Origin of the sequence: Enterobacter pseudoroggenkampii (assembly GCF_026420145.1) — a bacterium.
Lineage (GTDB): Bacteria > Pseudomonadota > Gammaproteobacteria > Enterobacterales > Enterobacteriaceae > Enterobacter > Enterobacter pseudoroggenkampii.
This window is the reverse complement of the sequence record NZ_JAPMLV010000005.1, coordinates 46142-59840: the sequence shown is the minus strand read 5'-3', so window position 1 is coordinate 59840 and position 13699 is coordinate 46142. Positions and strand designations below refer to the sequence as shown.

The following is a 13699-nucleotide window of genomic DNA, read 5'->3' as shown; positions in this document are numbered from 1 at the left end:
AAAAAAGCCCCGAAAGGGGCTTTTTTATTGCGCCGCGAAGGCTTTGAGTTTTTCGCGGGCGGTCGTCGCTTCCATGACCATCCACGGGCTAAAGGCCCAGGGCGTCGCGTCCAGCGCGCGGAATAGCGCGTCCAGCTCAACCCACTGATAGTCCATCACTTCATCTTCGTTTATCGTCACGTCATTGGTGATGCGGGCGGCGAATACCGGGCAAATTTCGTTTTCCACGATCCCGGACGGGTCGGTTTCCCGATAGCGAAATTCAGGGGCGACGGCGGTGATATCGGTCAGTTCCGCGCCCACTTCAAAGCGGCAGCGGCGGATTATCGCCTGTATCGTCTCTTCGCCGGACTGTGGGTGGCCGCAGACGGAGTTGGTCCAGACGCCGGGCCAGGCTTTTTTGCTTAAGGCGCGCCGGGTGATCAGACATTCGCCTTTTGCGTTAAAAAGCCAGGAAGAGAAAGCCAGATGCAGCGGGGTATGTAACGTGTGCGCGGCATATTTTTCCTGAGTGCCAATCACCATTCCCTGGTCGTTTACCAAAATAACGTGTTCTTGAATACTCATTGATGCTCCAGTGCCAAAATGCCGAGTGGTTCAGCACCATCAGCCGAAGCATTATACTGCATTCTTATACGAACGGTTTGGCTCGTAGAGCGGAAAAGGGCATGACCCCTGTTCGTTTTGGCTGTTATCATAGGGCGCCATTCACGCTGACCGAGGATCTGTTTTGTTTGCAGGAAGCCTGACGAAAAATCCCATTACCGCTGTTTTTTGCCTGACGTTGACGCTATTCCTGGCGGGCTGTTCAGGGAGCAAATCTTCGGATACGGGAAGCTATTCCGGTTCGGTCTACACCGTCAAACGCGGGGACACCCTGTACCGGATTTCGCGCGCAACGGGGAGCAGCGTGAAGGATCTGGCGCGGCTGAATAACCTCTCGCCGCCCTACACCATCGAGGTGGGGCAGCAGCTGAAGGTGAGCGGCGGAACGTCCTCGGGTAAAAAGTCCTCTTCGAAAGGCAAAACCGCCAAAGTGACGCCGTCCTATCAGGTGCCGCAATCGTCATGGCCGCCGGTTGGACAGCGCTGCTGGATTTGGCCTGCCAGCGGTAAAGTGGTTGCCCCTTACTCACTCTCTGAAGGTGGTAACAAGGGTATTGATATCGCCGCTGCGCGCGGTACGCCGGTTTATGCCTCCGGAGCCGGGAAGGTGGTTTATGTCGGTAACCAGCTGCGCGGCTACGGTAACCTGATCATGATTAAGCATGGGGAAGACTACATCACGGCCTATGCGCACAACGACACGATGCTGGTCAATAACGGGCAGAACGTCAAAGCCGGGCAGAAGATTGCCACCATGGGCAGTACCGGTACGGATTCGGTGAAGCTGCATTTCCAGATTCGCTATAAGGCGACGGCCATCGATCCGCAGCGTTATCTTCCTGCGCCCGGCAGCAAACCGAAGTGCTAAGTGATTATTTTATCGCCGGTTAGTTGTGAAGAGGCTTGTATGAAGGTGCGTAAGGTCTATAATGCCTTACGCACCTCAAAGCGGGCGTAGTTCAATGGTAGAACGAGAGCTTCCCAAGCTCTATACGAGGGTTCGATTCCCTTCGCCCGCTCCAATCTCCTGATAAATCAATAAGTTATGATTTAGCAGTTAGTTACGTTGCCCCGCTTTAGCAGGTACAACTTAAACTACCCATTGTTCTACACCCGCACCTGTCGCGTGATTGGTCTGTGGTACAAGGGAGCATATCATCACGCTGGCGGTGGTTCCAAGTTCTTACCGCGACAGCAAAACAACGAACAAAAAGCCGCATACCTGGCATAACTCCCGAACAGATTGATCATACGCATTTAAGCCCGATGTGCGGCCTTGTGGCTGCGTAAACAGGTGTATAGTGGTAAACGTACCTGCACACGATATGCAGGCCCTGCCAGCGCTTCGCTCACTCTCCGAAAGGTACACGAGCACCCTGATAAGGTGTGATCCCTCTGACAATCTGATTTGGTCACTGGTGACTTTCGCAAAGCGAAACCAACCAGGTTGGCCTGATGCAGTCGCTATGCTCCGCTTGTTGCTTGTACCACTAACGGGGCTTTATGGCTTCTATTGTCTGAAATCTGATACATTGCACAAACATCATGTGGATTACTGTAAAGTTCATCACTATGATTATGTGTGCCATTGCCAGTTAAGAAATGCGGAGAGGACAATATGGATGTTACTGATGAGGCTTTGTTGGGTTCTGGCTTTACACCATCGGATTTGAAGAAGATAAAGAACAACGTTGAAAGCTATGGTGGAACGTTGGGGAATGCAATCAGGGACCTGGCCAGGCGATTTATTCTTGCCGTGTGGGTTGTATCCGGTTGCCTTGCTGTATTCATTTTTCTTGTGATGTTCGCATCTGAGCAGAGTGTTTTCTCTGGTGCTATTGGCCTTTCTTGTGGCGCAGTGGTTGCAATTTTTATACAACCGCCTGTACTTGCTTATAAATCTTGGCGATTCTGTAGAGCGAACAAATCTTAATTAGTACTGTTATCAGTAGCCAGAAGATCAAAAATGACTTTCGCTTTGACACCATATCCAGCGATTTTCATGGTTAGCTTAGGCTTGCTCATTGTGTCAACTTTTCGGTAGTAATCACGCGGCAGCCAACGGAATAATCGCCAAGCTCCGGGTTTCCTTGCTAAGCCGAAGATACTATATACACTCGCCCCTAGAGTCACCGTATTATAAAGAGCTAATCCACTTTTTGGGCTAAACCCCATAAATTGTGCGGTCTCCATTGCGCCATCAGCAAAAATTCCTTCCGATTTGGATTGTTCACCATAGCGAAGATGGCTTGCTTCTTTTGTTATACCGTTAATACCATCAACAAATAAAACTGCTCCTGCAAGAACTCCAACAGGGGTCATAGTGGACATCATAACCATCCCACCAAATAATGCTGCTCCAGATATCACTATATGGATTGCCGAAATCACGTATCCGACGATTTTATTGTTTTCCCTGACAAACTCGACCTTTGCATAAAGTTGGGCGGCTCTGGTTCTTAACAAGCGTTCTTGTTCTTGCAGATTATCTGTTTCGGCACGCAGATTTTTGATGCATGCAATGCATTCTTCATCGGTTTTGGCCCGTCGTGCAGTTTCAAATTCTTTATCTACAACCTGCCTTATCTCTTCGACAAACTTGATACGTGTTATCCCATCTTGCAAATAGAATGCTGATAGCCGATTGGCAGTTTCGACGAGTTTCCGGGCTTCCAGATTTACCATGGTATCTGACCATGTTCTGTTCCAGCCCCTGTTGAGCAGCGCAATATCCATTAAAGACTCCTTCCCAAAATGTGTCTGGTCATTTTACGTGCAATAAGGTCGAAGACAACAGGAAACACTTTCACAACCCGCCCCCGTGGGTGTCCCGTTGCTTTATCCTTCCAGTTTACATTCTCCTGTTCAAAATATCCCCGGCTCTATTGGTGATCTGCTAGACCGTCAGCCCAGGCCCTCGGTGAAAAGCGCTTTTCTTCGACAAATATCGCTACGTGATGCCTTCAGCGACACGCCTCACTGCAACAAGCAGGGCAGTTACACAATGCTGCTTTGGGCTGACGCGAGGGAGGTAACTTGATGTTTTGAAGTGCACCTGTTTACTAATTGTACGGCTATTTAATATATTCTTTGTTATGTGTACTAGAATTGTAGTAGCTAAATTGAGATGTCCGTCTCTGACCAAATGACATGTCCACGCTAGAGTCTCACTACTGCGATCACTGCTTTCAAAGGATGAGTCTCGTGACGGCATACGGAACGGAGTTTTTCTCAATGAACGATGTCAACCGACTCAGGATCCTTCAGGACGTTATCGACAGCCGTCTTACAACACGTCTTGCAGCAACCCGGCTTGAGATATCTGACAGACATTGCCGCCGTTTGCCTGAGCGTTACCGCGAATATGGACCGCTTTCGCTGGTTAACAGTCGTCGCGGCCAGAACTGATGCCGGGCCTCGCAGAACGTGCACTGCATATGATAGTGAGTAATAAAAAATTTCTAGTTTGGAAATTATCTAACAAAATTCACTTACGAAAATGTTATGACAACCATTAGTATTAGATGGTTGTCTAATCTAAGCAAACCTGTGAAATTTATACCTAAATGAAGCAAGGTAATTCAGTTTACTAAATCACCACGCCTCACTGTAACTTAATTATGATTATGCCATAGCACTAATTCTATCTTTAATGTATTGGATGTCTGGGCTTTTTAAGTTTCCAAATAATGAATTTTTGAATGATTTTGGTGTCACACCATCCTTTGCTCTATAAAGACAGCTTTTATTATCAGCTCCACTCTCACAAACTACACAATGCGATTGTGGTGGAACTCCACAATTAGTATGCATTGTCGCGCACGTGTTGGCCAGTTTATGACTAAAATAATGGATAAGCCATTTTCCTTTGGTTATTATTTTTAAATTTTCTATTGTTGCAGTTAAGCCCAATGACTCAGAGAAAGATATCAAAGCATCTCTTTTATCAAGTATTTTTCTTTGGTCATCACTTGAGAAAATCCTTCCTTCTGAAAAACTATACTGGAAACAAGAGTCATAAGCATTATCAATTGAACATTTCAATGCCTCTAAAGACATTAGGTACAAATTTTCGCTATCAGTTAAAATATCATTAAAAATCAACGAAATAAATTCATCTGTTAATAGTGATAGTGGCGTCTTTGTATTTAAAGAAAGAGATTCTTTTACTACTTCTTTGTTAATGAAGTGTGATTCTAATGAATAATATCTCAAGGTTAAAATTAACGGATTTATAGGTATTTCTCCCCTGAAGTCTTTCACGTCCTTATCAATAATCCCAAGTATGTATTTTTTGTGTTCTTTATCACCTTCTGGTAACTCACGGATTGCATCCATTGCTGGAATAACGTGACCACAACCCGGTGAGTATCCTTCAATACATCCAATAGGAAATACGATGACATTTTTTTCTACTTCATTAGATATTGCCTCGTAAATTTTGATATCATCAATACCTTCTACTACTAGGCTAATTGTTCCAGTCATTATTGCCTGGTTGAGAATCTCTCCAATTTCGTATTTCATATCTTAGCCTAATTTCAATTCAAGTTCTCTAAGGAAATGTGGGTTTTTATTTGCAAGAGATGGGCTGTGTGATGCGACTATTATTTGTGTTGTTGGCAAAAGTTCAGAAAGTAGCGGCATAAGCTCTCTTTGCCATTTAATGTTTAGTGATATTTCAGGTTCATCTATAATTAAAAAATCGCGTTCCCTACCTTCAAATAGTATTATTGATAAAAATGTTAGTATATGTCTTTCACCACTTGACAATAAATTAATGCCATGAGTTACTGAACCAGCTTTAACAACAACTTGGTTTTCATTTACTATTAGTTCTTTACCATTTATGAGGAAACTGTTAAACGTATCTATAAGTAAATTAATGGAACTTAACATCTGTTTTTCTAATTTAAGCTCATTGATCATATTTATAAACAATTGACTCAAAATTGGGTGTTGCTTGTATTTTTCCACTTCGCTTTCAAGATTTTCACTTGATAAAATTTCAACTACCGTATTCTTAAATTTATTTTCCTCACCATCATCTAGTGCTTCTTTAATTCTGTCTTTATTCTCTAGAAGTAAACGCCCAAAATCGTTTGGTATGCGAACATGTTGTACTGGGCCATTGTTGTTTTCAGTTTCATTCAAACTTATAGCAAGTGAAAGGGTATCAAATAAGGCACTCTGTATCCTTTTTGTTGCTGTTATACGAGCCTGCCTGTATTTTTCAGCAATTAGGCTTTCAATGTTCTCCATCTTAACTGATTGAAGATTAAGGTTTTTTTTGAAAAATTCAAACCTATGAGGCTCTGCTCTTGCTGTATATCTGCCTGAGTGAGCCTTTAGGTAAGTAGCCATCTCATTAGCTATGCTAAACATTTCTCTTTCTTTGTTTAAAAAAAGCTTCCTCGTTCGGAAAAAATCAAAAACAAGTCTAGGATCAATTCTTGTAGCCTGAGTAATGACTCCACGCTCTACCCCTAGTAATAATGAAGATATATTAGACAAAGGAGATTTGTCATAACTCGACCAATCATATTGTTCAATTTCTTCAGTACCAATAAGCTCACGCTTGATGGATTCATATTTTTTCTTAATCGTAACTTTGCCGTAATGTTCGTTTTCAGAATAATACATGTCAACGGTTACAACTTCATTAACCTTTAATACGGCTTCATCTTTTTCAAATATTGCATGTAGTATTTTTAAAAGAGTTGTTTTACCCGAACCATTGTCGCCATAAATAACAGATATATTGCTAGGTGAAAATATCAAGTTCAAAGTTGAATTTGGATGTTTAAAACCTTTTATGTAAATCCGCTCTAATCTGATCATATCTTCCCTTTGAGTTTTTAAAGAAATAGCTTTAGTCATATAGCATAATACAAATTCTCATTTCATTCTAAAAGAAATTTAATGATCGAATATTTTTGAAATTTTCTAAACGGATTAACATGGATTTTATACATTATTAAAATGTACCTTTGAAAAGTAGACACTCTGCGGTACGCTTTTCGGAATCATTCACCTCGATTTTTCACGCAGCGCGCCGGAGGACTTCCGCCCCGGACGGGCCCTGAATGTCCTGATACCCGATGATGATCCTGCGCTTAACCTGTCGCTGGCTGTCATTCTGCCCAATGAGAATTTCATGCCGATGCTGCCCGGAGGTAAAGACCCGGTTAATCCTGCCCGGTCCTACCTGCTTTCCCTCAACTTTGCCCGCAGTTGGCTGACCAGGGCCTCGTTCCTTGGCATTGTCGCCGGCATGCGCGGGGCCGCTTCCCTGAGTCCTGCAGCTGGGGCAGCTTGCGGCGTTATCACGTAATGGGCGCATGGAACACCTGTGCGACACTGGCCGTGCCACTGCCACTATCTGCGGCAGCCCAGGCATTCCGCAATCTCAGTAAACCAGGCAAGTGCAGACGTTGTTGACAACGGAAAAGTAACATTTGAGAGGTAGATTGCATGCTCTCACTCTGTCAACGCAAAAAAGGCCGCATCCCGCAGCCTTTTCCCCTCACACTCACCTTTTCGGGAACACCCAAACATGCTTCTCCGGCAGCGAAAGATGGCAGTGCTGCGGATCCCGAACCTCATGCCCATACGCGCGGATCACAAAATCATCCCCCACCGTGCGGAACAGGTACTCCCAGCGGTCGCCGAGATACATGCTGGTGAGCAGCGGCAGCTCAAGCTGATTTTCCCCTGGTCCCTCGACCACCGCGACGCGCTCGACGCGGATCACCGCCGTGGCGTCATTACCGCTCTGCACCCCTTCACCGGCCTGGCCCCACAGCACCCAGCCTTTGCCTTCGATACGCGCTCTGCCGTCGCGCACTTCGGTGACCTTGCCGTGCAGGCGGTTGTTGCTGCCCATAAACTCGGCGGTAAACAGAGTTTTCGGCGAGCCGTACATCTCCTGCGGCGTGCCCTGTTGCTCAATTTTGCCGTTATTGAGCAGCAGGATACGGTCGGAAATGGACATCGCTTCGTTCTGGTCGTGCGTCACCATCAACGCGGACAGCCCGAGCTTGATAATCAGCTCGCGCAGGAACACGCGGGCCTCTTCGCGCAGCTTGGCATCGAGGTTGGAAAGCGGCTCGTCCAGCAAAATCACCGGCGGGTTGTACACCAGCGCGCGGCCAATCGCCACGCGCTGCTGCTGTCCACCGGAGAGCTGGTGCGGGTGACGTTTGCCAAGATGGCCCAGGCCCAGCTGGTCCAGCACGTCCTGCACGCGCTGCTGGATCTCTTTGGCCGGCACTTTGCGCAGCTTGAGCGGATAGGCCACGTTCTCAAACACGGTTTTGTGTGGCCACAGGGCATAGGACTGGAACACCAGCCCCAGGTTACGCTCTTCCGCCGGGACCTCGCTGCGCGGCGTGCCGTCGTAAACTTTATTGTTGCCAATCACAATCGACCCCTGGGTCGGTTTTTCCAGACCCGCGACGGCGCGGAGCAGGGTGGTTTTACCGCTGCCGGAGGGGCCTAACAGGGAGACCACTTCGCCGCGCTTCAGGTTCATGGAGACACCTTTTAAAACAGGATTGTCGCCGTAGGTTAAGTGCAGATCGTCAACCGCTAATTCAATCATGTATTTTCACTCCGAAACGAAGGGCAATGCCCAGACCTACCACGACCAGCAGGATGTTAATGAAAGAGAGCGCCGCCACGATATCGATGGCACCCGCGGCCCAGAGGGAAACCAGCATCGAGCCGATGGTCTCCGTGCCGGGTGAAAGCAGGTACACACCCGTTGAGTATTCGCGCTCAAAGATCAGGAACATCAGCAGCCACGAACCGATAAGACCGTAGCGGGAGAGCGGAATGGTGACGTGGCGGGTGATCTGCCCGCGCGTCGCCCCGGTGCTGCGCGCCGCTTCTTCAAGCTCAGGCCCCACCTGCAGCAGCGTGGAAGAGATAAGCCTCAGCCCGTAAGCCATCCACACCACGGTATAGGCCAGCCAGACGCTGAAAATGGTGCTGCGCAGCGAACGCAGCCAGACGATGACGTTTTCACGCATCCAGTCGGTCCAGGCGAACCCGGAAAGCCAGCCGGATTTCAGCGAGTTATCGAGCCACATCGGCAGGAACAGGAACACCCACAGGAACGCCAGACCCGCCAGCAGGCCAGGCACGGCGCGCGGCACCAGCACGCTGTAGTCCAGGAAACGCGTTGTGTTATCCGGCTTGCGGTGCATGGCAATGCCGACAAACAGGTAGCACACCACGGCCAGCGCGCCGCCAATCACCCCAATCGCCATGGAGTTGACGATGGCGCGCAGCAGGTTGGGCTGCGCCCAGATGGTGCGGAAGGTGTTCAGAGAAAGCTCGTCCCACAGCGAAACGCCCACGCCCCAGTTCGAGATAAACGCGCGCAATACCACCCCGAGCAGCGGAACGCCGATGGTGACAGTGAGCCAGAAGGCAATCACCGCGCCAGCTACCCAGCGCCATTTACCCAGCGGCAGCGCGCGGGCCTGCGAGGCCTTGCCCTTCATGGTGACGAAGCGGTTGGCGGTGCGCATCAGGCGACGCTGGAGCATCACCAGCGGGATGGTGATGCAGATCAGCACCACGGCAACCGCCGCCATCAGGTTATAAGACGGGGTACCCATCTTGTTCGTCAGCTTATAGAGATAGGTCGCCAGCACCATGTTGCCTTCCGGGTCGCCGAGGACCAGCATCAGGCCGAACACTTCCAGCCCCAGGAAGAACAGCAGCACGGTGGCGTACAGAATGGACGGGCGCACCATCGGCAGGCTGACGGAGGTCATCACCTGCCAGGGCGACGCGCCCGCGGTGCGCGCGGCTTCTTCCACGTCGGAGCCCACGCTGCGCAGCGCTGACGAGATATACAGATAGGCGTGCGGGACGTGCGTCAGGCCAGCGATGACCACAATGCTCGACATGTCGTAGATGTTCCACGGCACAAAGCCAATCAGCGCCTCTGCCCACTGGGAGAGAAAGCCCACCGGACCGGCGGCCACCACGTAGCCGAAGCCCAGCACCATCGGTGAAACGAAAATCGGGACCAGGATCAGCGGCTCAATCAACCGGCGGCCGGGCAGGTCGGTACGCACCATCAGAAACGCCAGCACGCCGCCCAGCGGGATAGAGATAAAGACCAGCCCGAAAGCCAGAATAAAGCCGCTTTTCAGGGCCTTATAAAAATCAGGGTCGGTGAAAATAAAATCAAATGATTCAAAGCTCCACTCTTTTGACGGCGAAAAGAACGGCGCGGACAGGAAGCTCTGTATCACGATAAATGACAGCGGCGTGTAGATAACCAGGGCGGTTATCAGCACGACGATGCCTCGCGGCAGGCTTTGCCACTTTCTGCGTAATGTATTCATGGAGTATCCCTGGTATTGCAGCCCAGAAAAACGAACTCAGTCGATAAGGAAGCGCGGCGACCAGCACCGCGCCCAGATGCTTATTTACCGGCGGCGGTACGCCACTCTTTGATGTACTCGAGGCGTTTTTTCGGCTGCAGGTATTCCAGCAGCGTTTCATCAACCGGGATCGGCTTCAGCGCGTTGCCGAGGATTTTTGTCAGGCCGTCGATATCATTCTTGCCTTCGATATCGTTACGAATGGAGGGAATGTCCGCCTGATTGGCCAGAATGTTTTGCCCTTGTTCAGACAGCACGTAGTCCAGCCACAGCTTCGCGGCATTGCCGTTTTGCGCCTGCTGGCTGATGAACGACACGCGCGACAGCACCAGGGTGTAATCTTTTGGATAGGAGATGCCGAGCGACGGATCGTTCTTCGCACGTGCTTCCGCATAGGAACCGAGGATATTGAAGCCAATCAGGTTTTCACCGGAGGAGACGCGCTCCATCATGGTGCCGGTAGACGACTGCACCGACAGGCCCCCTTTGGCGACGTCGGCCAGGGTCTTAAAGTAGTTTGGATCGGCGTTGTGATCCTGCACTGAGAGCATAAAGCCCAGACCCGATTTTTCGATGTCATAGGTGGTGACTTTGTTCTTGAATTTGTCCGTCTGGCTGGCGATAAGCTTCGCCAGCGCGGCGTGAGAATCCGGCACGTCACCGGCCGGGATCAGACGCTTGTTGTAGATGAAGACCACTGGCTCATAGGTGGTGCCGTAGGCCTTATCTTTCCAGACCGCCCATTTCGGCAGCTGGCTTTGCTCCGGTGATTTATACTCCATGGCGTAGTCGGTGGCGAGCTTCAGGCCGGTGTCCATCGAGGAGCTCCAGACCACGTCACCGCTCACGCCGCCGGAAGCCTGTTCGCTGATGAAACGGTTGTACAGCTCGGTGCTGTTCATGTCGTTGTATTCGACTTTAATGCCCGGGTAGGTTTTTTCGAAGCCCTGGATCAGCGGTCCGGCAGCTTTGATGTCGGTGGTGGAATAGATGACAACCTTGCCCTCTTTCGTGGCGGCATCAACAACTTTTTGATACTCAGCAGGATACCCCTGCGGCAGGGCAGAGAGTGCAGAAGCAGAGAACAGTACGGTAGCGGTAAGCAGAGAAATTCGGAACGTGTTCGACATTATAGTTAACCTTTTAGTTACATTTGAGGAACTAATTGTCAACATAGCGTATCGGGCTCCACCCACAATAGGGGGAAGCGGGTAATGATTCCGAAGTGTGATTGTCGCCGTCGTTTCAGCAATTAACACCATAAAATCCGCGAACGTTAGCTTACGAAGGGTTCTGGATTACGGTTTATCGGGGGCTTTGCGGTATAACCGGCGTGGATGACCAATATTGCCATACAGCATTTCGACGTTGATTAACCCGCTCTCCACGCAGTATTCAAGATAGCGACGCCCCGTGGTTTTGCTGATCCCCACGTTTTCCACCACCTCCTCAACCGACATCGCATTGTCGGGATGTTCGGCGAACAGGCGTTTAATGCGTTCCAGCGTCTGGGGCTCAATACCCTTCGTGGACGGCGTAGCTGAGGACTCCGCGGCAGGCAGATGAAACAGGCGATCCAGCGCATGCTGGTCGACCACCTTCACCTGCTGCACGGTATGGATGAAGCGCATAAACCGCTCCAGCGAGGCGTGCAGGCGCTGGAAAAAGACGGGCTTGATGAGGTAGTCAAACGCGCCGCTGCGCATGGCGTGGCTGCAGGTTTGCATATCGCTGGCGGCGGTGATGAAGATCACCGAGCATTCGTAGCTTTTCAGGAGCGGGTTATCGATGAGCTCCACGCCTTTACCGTCCGGAAGATAGTTGTCCAGCAGGATAAGCCGCGGCTGATGCTGACGAATCAGGCTGCATGCCTGCTCAATCGACGCGGCGATACCCACCACGCGCAAATGAAAATTCTGCTCGATATACTCGCGATGCAGCTCCGCCAGGTGCGGCTCATCTTCAACGATCACAACATCAAGTGCTCGGGTCATGCTTTTGCCCATTCGGAATAAACACAGAAAAAATAGTCCCTTGTGGCGTGTTGTCGGCAATCTCAATACTGCCGCCGGCCTTGTCGATATATCCTGCCACCAGAAACAGGCCAATACCGTGCTCGGTGCCCACAATGTCGTTTTCACGTTCCGGTTTGCTGCTGAACCCCTGGCGGAAGATATGCGGCTTCATCGCATCCTCCACCCCGCAGCCCCGGTCAGCCACCTCGATCAGCAGCTCCTGGTTACGGTCAGAAATGTAGAGCTCCACCGGCGCGGGGACCGGTGCCTTAAGGGTTGCGTCCACCGCGTTATCCAGCAGATTACCAATAACCGACATCAGCTCCGTTTCGTTGAGCGTGGCGGGCATACGGGTGAGCTGGCAGGCGGGGTCAAACAGCAGCTCGATCCCTTTCTCGCGCGCGCTGACGTATTTTCCTAACAGCAGACCACACAGCGCGGGAGAGGAAAAGCGGGCGGAGACAAAATCCAGCACGCGTTGCGCGCCTTCGGACTGTACCTGGATGTAACGGATCGCCTCGTCATAGTGTTTCATCTGCAGTAATCCCACCAGCGTGGCGGTCCAGTTCAGCTGCTCGTGGCGCATAATGCGCAGGTTATCCGCATAGCGCTTGATCTGGCTGAGCTGGCTGCTGAGGGTGTTGATGTCATTTTTGTCTCGGAAGCTGTAGACCCAGCCGCTTTCAACGCCAGGTTCAACCTCAATCGCCACGCGGTTGACGATCACCTCGCGCTGGTTAAGAACGGCAATCTGGTCGTGGCGGCCGCTGCTCACCGAGGCGTAGCGCTGAGATAAAAAGCCCGGTGACGTCTGCAGAACGTCTTCCAGCGGTTTGCCGATAAGTTCTTTCTCACTTTGCCGAATATCCAGCATTTCTCGTGCGGCGCGGTTAATCAAAATCAGCTGCTTCTCTTCATTGACGGCAAATACCCCCTCATACATGGCTTCTAATAGCGCGCGCTGCTGCAAAACCAGCTGAGCGATATCTTTCGGCTCCAGTCGGAACATCTGTTTTTTGAGATTGCGGGTAAACAGCCAGGAGAACATAAACAGCAGCAGAAGAAGACCCGCGCCGTACAGCCCGGACTGCCAGAGAATGCGGGCATTTATGTTGGCAATATAGGATGTCAGATAGCCGACCGAGACAATGCCAATCACCTGATGCTGCGCATTGAAGATGGGGGCTTTGCTGCGTAGCGACACGCCAATCCCACCCTGACGCACGGAAATAATGGTTTTACCCTTTAACACCTCCGCATTGTCCCCGCCGATCATCGGTAAATTAATCCGCTCCGGGGATTCCGAATGATAGAGGTGCTGTTCCTCGGTATCGCCAATCACAATGTAGCTGGCATCGCTTTCGGCGCGCAGCGGCTGAATTAACCGGGCGATACCGGGGATATCTCTGGCCGCAACCATTGCCGCCAGACCCGGCATCAGCGCGATCTGGCTGGCCTGAACTCGGGCGCGCTGGCCGAGATCGTGATGGAGCTGCCGGTCAATAAAATGAAATAGGATTGTTCCCAGCAGAACTAACAGCAGGCAGGAGAAGCACACCAGCGCTAAAAACAGCTTTACCTGAAAAGAGAGTCTGCGTTTCATTCAACCTGCGGAAGTTATGTAAAAGTGACATTTGCCGAGCCTGACATGGGCAAATAGCGGACGCAATCTGG

Annotated in this window: 11 protein-coding genes, 1 tRNA gene and 1 pseudogene; 4 read left to right on the top strand and 9 right to left on the bottom strand. The window is 50.4% G+C overall.

What is annotated here, in order from left to right; genetic code table 11:
- Positions 1 to 24 precede the first annotated feature (24 nt).
- Positions 25 to 567: an isopentenyl-diphosphate Delta-isomerase gene (gene idi, locus OTG14_RS18585; RefSeq protein WP_090418563.1), complete on the bottom strand. Its 543-nt coding sequence runs from the start codon at positions 565 to 567 to the stop codon at positions 25 to 27.
- A 163-nt stretch (positions 568 to 730) separates the two neighbouring features.
- Between idi and actS the strand changes: the two genes are divergently transcribed.
- The 3 genes from actS (at position 731) to OTG14_RS18570 (ending at position 2539) form a co-directional block, all read left to right on the top strand.
- Positions 731 to 1474, top strand: a complete 744-nt coding sequence (gene actS, locus OTG14_RS18580) for an amidase activator ActS (protein WP_090418560.1) — start codon at positions 731 to 733, stop codon at positions 1472 to 1474.
- Between the two features lie 80 nt (positions 1475 to 1554).
- Positions 1555 to 1628, top strand: a tRNA-Gly gene (locus OTG14_RS18575).
- 596 nt (positions 1629 to 2224) lie between these two features.
- On the top strand, positions 2225 to 2539 hold the full coding sequence (locus tag OTG14_RS18570; RefSeq protein ID WP_248272379.1) for a hypothetical protein: 315 nt from the start codon (positions 2225 to 2227) through the stop codon (positions 2537 to 2539).
- Here the strand turns inward: OTG14_RS18570 and OTG14_RS18565 are convergent.
- On the bottom strand, positions 2536 to 3342 hold the full coding sequence (locus tag OTG14_RS18565; protein WP_267215577.1) for a DUF4225 domain-containing protein: 807 nt from the start codon (positions 3340 to 3342) through the stop codon (positions 2536 to 2538). The two genes, OTG14_RS18570 and OTG14_RS18565, sit on opposite strands and share 4 nt — an antisense overlap.
- Before the next feature lie 468 nt (positions 3343 to 3810).
- Here OTG14_RS18565 and OTG14_RS18560 point away from each other — a divergent pair.
- Positions 3811 to 4011 (top strand): annotated as a pseudogene (locus OTG14_RS18560) (helix-turn-helix domain-containing protein); the annotation flags it as partial.
- 219 nt (positions 4012 to 4230) lie between these two features.
- On the opposite strand, the gene OTG14_RS18555 reads toward OTG14_RS18560, so the two are convergent.
- From OTG14_RS18555 to OTG14_RS18520, 7 genes are all read right to left on the bottom strand, one after another.
- Positions 4231 to 5133 carry a DUF4435 domain-containing protein gene (locus tag OTG14_RS18555; protein WP_248272377.1) on the bottom strand — a complete coding sequence of 301 codons (903 nt, stop codon included), beginning with the start codon at positions 5131 to 5133 and terminating at the stop codon, positions 4231 to 4233.
- Between the two features lie 3 nt (positions 5134 to 5136).
- A complete protein-coding gene (locus tag OTG14_RS18550) occupies positions 5137 to 6486 on the bottom strand; it encodes an AAA family ATPase (RefSeq protein WP_248272376.1) in 1350 nt (449 codons plus the stop codon).
- A 652-nt stretch (positions 6487 to 7138) separates the two neighbouring features.
- On the bottom strand, positions 7139 to 8209 hold the full coding sequence (locus tag OTG14_RS18540; RefSeq protein WP_267215576.1) for an ABC transporter ATP-binding protein: 1071 nt from the start codon (positions 8207 to 8209) through the stop codon (positions 7139 to 7141).
- Positions 8202 to 9971: an ABC transporter permease gene (locus tag OTG14_RS18535; protein WP_023294491.1), complete on the bottom strand. Its 1770-nt coding sequence runs from the start codon at positions 9969 to 9971 to the stop codon at positions 8202 to 8204. Before OTG14_RS18535 ends, OTG14_RS18540 begins: the two co-directional genes overlap by 8 nt.
- Positions 9972 to 10051: 80 nt before the next feature.
- Positions 10052 to 11140, bottom strand: coding sequence for an ABC transporter substrate-binding protein (locus tag OTG14_RS18530; RefSeq protein WP_090418548.1), 1089 nt, complete (start codon positions 11138 to 11140; stop codon positions 10052 to 10054).
- Between the two features lie 168 nt (positions 11141 to 11308).
- Positions 11309 to 12004: a response regulator gene (locus tag OTG14_RS18525; RefSeq protein WP_267215575.1), complete on the bottom strand. Its 696-nt coding sequence runs from the start codon at positions 12002 to 12004 to the stop codon at positions 11309 to 11311.
- Positions 11988 to 13628, bottom strand: a complete 1641-nt coding sequence (locus tag OTG14_RS18520) for an ATP-binding protein (RefSeq protein ID WP_267215574.1) — start codon at positions 13626 to 13628, stop codon at positions 11988 to 11990. Before OTG14_RS18520 ends, OTG14_RS18525 begins: the two co-directional genes overlap by 17 nt.
- Positions 13629 to 13699 lie beyond the last annotated feature (71 nt).

Coding starts and splice junctions, on each gene's coding strand:
- idi (WP_090418563.1), bottom strand. CDS start 567: ATGAGTATTCAAGAACACGTTATTTTGGTAAACGACCAGGGAATGGTG.
- OTG14_RS18570 (WP_248272379.1), top strand. CDS start 2,225: ATGGATGTTACTGATGAGGCTTTGTTGGGTTCTGGCTTTACACCATCG.
- OTG14_RS18565 (WP_267215577.1), bottom strand. CDS start 3,342: ATGGATATTGCGCTGCTCAACAGGGGCTGGAACAGAACATGGTCAGAT.
- OTG14_RS18555 (WP_248272377.1), bottom strand. CDS start 5,133: ATGAAATACGAAATTGGAGAGATTCTCAACCAGGCAATAATGACTGGA.
- OTG14_RS18550 (WP_248272376.1), bottom strand. CDS start 6,486: ATGACTAAAGCTATTTCTTTAAAAACTCAAAGGGAAGATATGATCAGA.
- OTG14_RS18540 (WP_267215576.1), bottom strand. CDS start 8,209: ATGATTGAATTAGCGGTTGACGATCTGCACTTAACCTACGGCGACAAT.
- OTG14_RS18535 (WP_023294491.1), bottom strand. CDS start 9,971: ATGAATACATTACGCAGAAAGTGGCAAAGCCTGCCGCGAGGCATCGTC.
- OTG14_RS18530 (WP_090418548.1), bottom strand. CDS start 11,140: ATGTCGAACACGTTCCGAATTTCTCTGCTTACCGCTACCGTACTGTTC.
- OTG14_RS18525 (WP_267215575.1), bottom strand. CDS start 12,004: ATGACCCGAGCACTTGATGTTGTGATCGTTGAAGATGAGCCGCACCTG.
- OTG14_RS18520 (WP_267215574.1), bottom strand. CDS start 13,628: ATGAAACGCAGACTCTCTTTTCAGGTAAAGCTGTTTTTAGCGCTGGTG.